The sequence below is a fragment of the Gordonibacter sp. genome, from assembly GCF_036667095.1.
Taxonomy (GTDB): Bacteria; Actinomycetota; Coriobacteriia; order Coriobacteriales; family Eggerthellaceae; genus Gordonibacter.
On sequence record NZ_JAVWUP010000149.1, the window covers coordinates 1 to 6,166 of the forward strand.

General features: G+C 54.8%; 5 protein-coding genes. 4 read left to right on the forward strand and 1 reads right to left on the reverse strand.

The window, feature by feature from the left end:
• Positions 1-69 precede the first annotated feature (69 nt).
• On the reverse strand, positions 70-1,680 hold the full coding sequence (locus tag RR842_RS11035) for a helix-turn-helix transcriptional regulator (protein WP_332729757.1): 1,611 nt from the start codon (positions 1,678-1,680) through the stop codon (positions 70-72).
• Positions 1,681-1,872: 192 nt separating this feature from the next.
• Between RR842_RS11035 and RR842_RS11040 the strand changes: the two genes are divergently transcribed.
• From RR842_RS11040 to nrfD, 4 genes are all read left to right on the forward strand, one after another.
• Positions 1,873-2,649, forward strand: a complete 777-nt coding sequence (locus tag RR842_RS11040) for a twin-arginine translocation signal domain-containing protein (protein WP_332729758.1) — start codon at positions 1,873-1,875, stop codon at positions 2,647-2,649.
• Between the two features lie 153 nt (positions 2,650-2,802).
• Positions 2,803-4,971 carry a molybdopterin dinucleotide binding domain-containing protein gene (locus RR842_RS11045; protein ID WP_332553900.1) on the forward strand — a complete coding sequence of 723 codons (2,169 nt, stop codon included), beginning with the start codon at positions 2,803-2,805 and terminating at the stop codon, positions 4,969-4,971.
• 13 nt (positions 4,972-4,984) lie between these two features.
• Entirely contained in the window at positions 4,985-5,611 is a 627-nt protein-coding gene (locus tag RR842_RS11050) for a 4Fe-4S dicluster domain-containing protein (RefSeq protein WP_332729759.1), read from the forward strand.
• A gap of 5 nt (positions 5,612-5,616) precedes the next feature.
• A partial coding sequence (gene nrfD / locus RR842_RS11055; RefSeq protein ID WP_332729760.1) for an NrfD/PsrC family molybdoenzyme membrane anchor subunit occupies positions 5,617-6,166 on the forward strand: 550 nt, incomplete at its 3' end.

Consider the following 6,166-nt stretch of genomic DNA (forward strand, 5'->3'; position numbering starts at 1 on the left):
ACTATACGTCGTGACCCCCGAAAAATAAGGCTCATCTTCTAGGGGGCCGCTGTGCGGGGTGTCGGTGTGCTAAGGCAGGACCAAGTCGTCCTCTGTCTGTTGTTTCTCCTTTTCGTGCGGCAAATCCATGAACTCACGCTGGGAGTGTACATCGCATTTTGTGTAGATGTTCCGCGTGTGTGCGTGCACCGTGTTGAGGGAGATCGTCAGCTCGTCACGAATGTAGGGACGACTACGGCCTGCTAGGAGGAGTGCTGCGATCTCGGTCTCGCGTTTGGAGAGATTAAAGGACCGCCGAAGATCCTCTGCTTGCTGCTCGAACAACGCATTGATGTCGTCCGACACCGACCCTTCGTCAAGATTTTTGCTAACTGCCATCTCGCCGTCAACCGACCACCGTTCACTCGCTCGAAAAAACGACCAACATGGGTTGAACCCCACCATCATGGCAACGAGCAATAGTATTACGAAAAAAAGCAGCGACTCATTCATCACGTTGGTGGCCGATATGCCATCGATAATCGATAGTCCGTAGCCCGTGCCGATGAAAATGCCCACCCCTTCGGCAGCGAGCATACCACCAAACAGCACCGATGGCGGCAGGTGGGAACGCCGTACAAACTTGGGAGCTGCCAGCCAAAAACCGAATTGTACACCGAACATGCCGATGAAATTCACCGTGTACGCCACGATCTTTTGCAGAGGGTCGCTGTAATCGTAGTACAGCAGCGCATAGCTTAAAAGCAGGAGGGGAAGCCCCCAACGAAACATAAGCGTGAAGTTCACGTAGCGTGACAGCTTTATGCAGAACAACAAAGCGATGATCGACAGCAGAAACGAACACGAGAACGGTAAAAGGTAATGCAGGAAGCGATCACTTACCATCTCGGGTGTGGCGAGCAGGCGAAAATACGCGAACTGGAACCAGAGCAGGCCAAGCAGAAGGCACAGCGTCGCGATACCCGCGAGCATGCGTATAAGCTCTCCACCACGTATGCAGCGCCCCTCGCTCAACTCAGGTTCTTCGGATAGGTTGCAGGTTGGTCGGCGGAACGCAAAAAGCATTGAGGCTACGGGAAGCGCCGCATCAACAAGCATCGGCACCGGACCTTTAAGCGCAAGCAGCACGAAGTAGATGATGAAAGAGAAAATGAACGATGTCGGCACCGAAAACTCGATGTCGGACTCATTGTTCCTACTCAGTCGATCACCCCATACGTGAGCCATCATGGCAAGGCCAACGCCTGCTATCATCCCTCCGATCACCGACACCATCTGGTACGTGCGCGCGTCGTAGAAGCTCATCCAAATAACTATCGTTGCACCGCAGGAACAGATCGCCGCGATAACGCCAAATCCCCGTTTCCCTGCAAGGGGAATCCGTGTCGATATCAACATAATTACAAGAGAAGTTACCGCAAAAAATAGGCCCGTCCACATCCAAACGCGTTCACTACTTCGGATAACGTGGATGACGGGCACGAGGCCGCATGAGAAAAACGAGAAGTAATTCCAAGCCAGAAAAAATGCGAAACCGAGTCCCTGATTTCGGTACCGTTCTTTATGCTCGATCAGATATTGATGCACACCTGCCCCCTCAGCGATTTCCCCACGAATTCCCGGACAGCTTCTGATTGCTGATGGTACCGCAAACCATACGCCTTTTGGATGATCCGTCAAAAATCGTTTGGCAATTCGTGCTGCTACTACCTGCAATAGGCAAAAATAGTCACATTATGACTATGTTTTTTGGGGCTCTTACAACCAGATTCGCACCAACGTGAGGATACATCCTGTCTTCGCTTTGACGATGATCGTAGCAGCGATTCGCTTGCATGGTGTCGCGGGGAAATCGGAGGATTAGGAGGGAACATGGAAAGGTTCAATCTAGATCGGCGAAGCTTCTTGAAAGCTGCGGGCAGTATTGGCGCCTTGTCGGTTGCCGGGGTAGGTCTTGTAGGGCAACCACGTTCGGCATATGCCAATGAAGGGGCGTTTCCCGAGCAAAAATACGGACAGCCTCTCGAGGCAACCGTCGATCCTGCTACGGGCAAACTGGAAGTCAATGAGGAGGTGGTTGTACGCTATAGCGCATGTCTTGGCTGCTATAGTTCATGCGGGAGTCGGCTTAAGCTTGATCGACAGTCGGGACGGCTCATTTCGGTGGGAGGGAACCCTTATCACCCCAGCTGTGCGTACCCGTTCTTAAATTTCGATGAGCCGCTCAGTGAAGCCTATCTGTCCATGAGTTATGCGTCGGGCAAGGGGAATCTGACACGCGGTACTTCATGTGGACGAGGGCAGGCGACGCAGGATGTTTATTCCCAGCCTGATCGAATTACTGTTCCCCTCAAGCGTGCTGGCAAGCGCGGTGAGGGCAAGTGGAAGCCTATCAGCTGGGATGATCTTATTAGAGAGGTTACCGAGGGAGGCAAACTCTTTCTCGATGCCGGCGAGGATCGGGAAGTCGAAGGCTTTCTTGCGCTCCACGACACGAAGACGCCGATGAATCCCGATCAACCCGATCTGGGCCCCGTGTCAAATCAATTCGTTATGCTCGGTGGACGCGGCGATGGACGTACGACCATTGGAACGAGGTTTACCAACTGCTTTGGCTCTCTCAACCAATACGGCCACGGCGCCACTTGAGGCGGCTCCCAAACAGCGCGTGCGCTGGCAGAGACCGCAGCAACCAATACTCAGCCCGACCTCGAAGAAGGCGAGTATATCCTCTTTATAGGAGCGTTTCCCGGAGCAAATGGTAAGAGCTTCCAGGGAATCGCCAAACGCACACTCGACCGCTTGGCAAGCGGAGAATGCACTATCGACGTTGTCGATCCAGTACTCGGCAACGGATGTGTGACCCCTACTGCCTCGGGCATCAGCTGGACGCCCATCAAAACGGCAACAAATTCGGCGTTTGCCTTAGGCGTCATTCAAAAGATCCTCGACGATAAAACTTACAACGCCCCCTTCCTCTCTTATCCCAACTATAAAAGCGCCTTTGCAGGCGGGTTTGCCTCCTATACGAATGCAAGCCATCTGGTGATTGTGGACGAGGGCCATCCGAATTACCGCAAGCTTATGCGAGCGGCGGATGCGGGCCTCGAAGAGCCGGCAGCCGATCCTAAGGCAACCACGCCGGTGCCGTACTATGTTGTTATCGACAAGGGAAGCGGGCAGCCGGCCCTCCATACGCAAAGCGATGCCGCAGAGTTTGAATACGAGGGCGTTGTTAACGGCGTGAAGGTTCGCAGTAGTTTCCTTTTCCTTAAAGATAACGCCTATGAGTACACCTTAGAAGAATATTCCCAGATCACCGGCATTCCTGTTGCCACGATTGAGCGTATTGCTAAGGAATTCACCTCTCATGGGACACGTGCCTCGGCACGTCTGGGATTCGGCGGTACCGCCACGGCAAACGGAACCGACGGCGTGCTTGCGTATCCCGCCCTGAACGGCCTTATCGGCTGTGTCCAGATGACCGGTGGCTGCAATTGCTACCGCATTGGAACGAAGACTACGGCGGACGGCGCGCGCTACCTGCTGAGCACCATCGAGGGTAAGCCTGCGGTATCAACGAAGAACGCCACGTATATTTGCCGCACCCAAAAGCTGTTCTCGAAAACCGATGAGTACAAGAAGCGCGTGGCCGCAGGCGAGGAGAATCCAAAACCCAAGCTTCCCTGGCTCAACGTGCCTTCCACTTCCGACAACCAAACGCTTATCTCCATTGTGAACGAGTATCCCTATCGCGCAAAGATACTCGTCTCTTGGATGACGAATACCCTCCAGGCAACCTCAGGTGCGCTGCGAGAACGTGTGATTGAGAAACTGAAAGACACCTCTGTCGTTCCCCTCCACATCGCCTGCGATGTTGCGGTGGGTGAGCACGCTCATTTGGCCGACTATATTGTGCCCGATACCACGCCGTTTGAAAGCTTTGGCGTGGTTACGCAGGAGGGCTACTGGCGCGGCAAAGGCAACACCGTACGCTGGCAGGCCAAGCAGCCCGATACCGTCAAGCTCTCCGATGGCCGCTTCGCCAGCTTCGAGGCCTTCTGCGTTGACGTGGCGAAGGTATGTGATCTCCCCGGTTTTGGGAAGGATGCCATCGCTTCGGTAGAGGGAGTTTCGTACCCACTGAATGATGCGGCTGACTTCTTTCTGAAGGCTGTCGCAAACCTCGCCTATGCCGATACGCCGGTAGCCGATGTGCTCGATGAGGACGTTAAGCTCCAAGCACTCGACGAACTTCCCGCATCTTGGCACGAGGCGCTTACTGCTGAGGAATGGCCGAAGGTTCTCAACGTGCTCTCTCGGGGCGGACGATTCTGGCCCATCGAAACAAGCCAGAAAAACGGGCGCAGCGCCTATGCCAAGGAATACCTCATAAACTACTACAGTGAGAAGAAGGCCCTGAACAAGAATCCCTATTCGGGTGTTTACCCCTCCGCTGCGCTGCGGTATGTACGTGAGGATTTCTGTGATCGCACTCCCATTGCCGAGGTGTACGACGAGAAGGAATGGTCCTTCCGATCGACGAACTACAAGCCCCGCTTCCGCTCTGTCTCCATGCAGGCAAACAGCCCCATTATGCGCGACTTGTGCAAAAAGAATTACCTTGAGCTAAACCTTAAGGATGCTACTGACCTTGGTATCAAAGACGGCGATGCTATCCGCATTACCAACCCCACAGGTGACGTGATGGAGGGCGAAGCCATGGTGCGTGCGGGTATCGCACAAGGTACGTTCGGCGTGGCCTACGGGTATGGTCACCTTGCTTACGGTGCGCAAGATACCGAGATTGACGGCAAGCTGACGAAGGGTGATCCCTCTATTGGAAGCGGTGTCCATTTGCAAACGATGCTCGATCCGACGCTCGGAGATGACGTGATCTATCCGCATGCCGACAGCGATGCGGGCTCGCCTGGCCGAAGTGGTGGCATGTACAAAATCGAGAAAGCATAGGGGGGAGTGAGTTATGAGTACCTCAAATACACGCTACGGCATGCTGCTCGATTTGTCGCTCTGTATCGGATGTAATGCGTGCGTTGTTGCTTGCAAGCAGGAAAACGCCGTTCCGCTCACGAAGTTCAACACCTGGATTGAAAGCTGGGACGTTACCTCCGACGAAGGCACACGTCGCGCGAATCAACCCAAGTTGTGCAATCATTGCGCTGACGCCCCCTGCGTCAAGGTCTGTCCGACGGGGGCGAGCTATCGCACCGAGGAAGGGGTGGTATTGGTTGATCCGGAGAGGTGTATCGGCTGCAAGTACTGCTTGGCAGCCTGCCCTTATCAGGCACGCTGGGTTGATGACAGCTCGGGTGAAGTGGGTAAATGCACGCTCTGCTACCACCGAACCTCACATGGCCTGTTGCCTGCCTGTGTGAGCACCTGCGTGACGAGGGCGCGCTACTTCGGCGATCTGAACGATCCCGAAAGCGACATTGCCAAGAAAATCGCTGAGGTTGGCGACGAGGCACTGTATGCCGATCTCGGGTTGGACCCCTCGGTGCGCTACGTGGGGCTTTCACGCGTCGAGGGTATGCCCGTGGTTTCCGCAGTGCATCGCGGCGGGAACGTCTTCAAACCGTTCGAGGGGTGATCGTCATGGTATGGGATGGAATCATTGCTTGCTACCTGTTCTTGGCAGGACTCGGCGCAGGTGCGTTCGCGCTTGCTGCGCTTGCTGGCTTCGTCAAGCCCGATGCCGTCAAGCTGCGCACCCTAGGCTATCTTATCGCGCCCATTGCTGTTGCGGTAGGTACGGTGCTGCTTATGGTGGATGCGAAGGCTGGCCTGCAGAACCCCTTGCGTTTCTTCGGATTGTTGGCTAACTTCTCGTCGGTTATGGCATGGGGTGTGGTCATACTTGTCGTCTTTATGGTGGTAAGCGTTATCGCTCTGGTTATCATGCTGAGGAAGAAGACAACTCCCCGGGCACTCGATATCGTAGGGTTGGTCTGCGCCGTTGCTGTGGCGGTGTATACCGGCTTGCTTTTGGGTGACGCACCCGGATTTCCGCTGTGGAATCCCATCGTGTTGCCGCTGCTCTTTCTCGTGTCGGCCCTCTCAACCGGCTTCGCCGCCGTGCTTCTCGTTGCACATATCATGAAGTCCGCTGAGCCGAAAACGGTGTGTTTCTTGAAGAAAACCGGCC

Excerpts from the sequence above, each read along its gene's own strand:
- RR842_RS11040 (WP_332729758.1), top strand. The coding sequence starts at position 1,873 with ATGGAAAGGTTCAATCTAGATCGGCGAAGCTTCTTGAAAGCTGCGGGC.
- RR842_RS11050 (WP_332729759.1), top strand. The coding sequence starts at position 4,985 with ATGAGTACCTCAAATACACGCTACGGCATGCTGCTCGATTTGTCGCTC.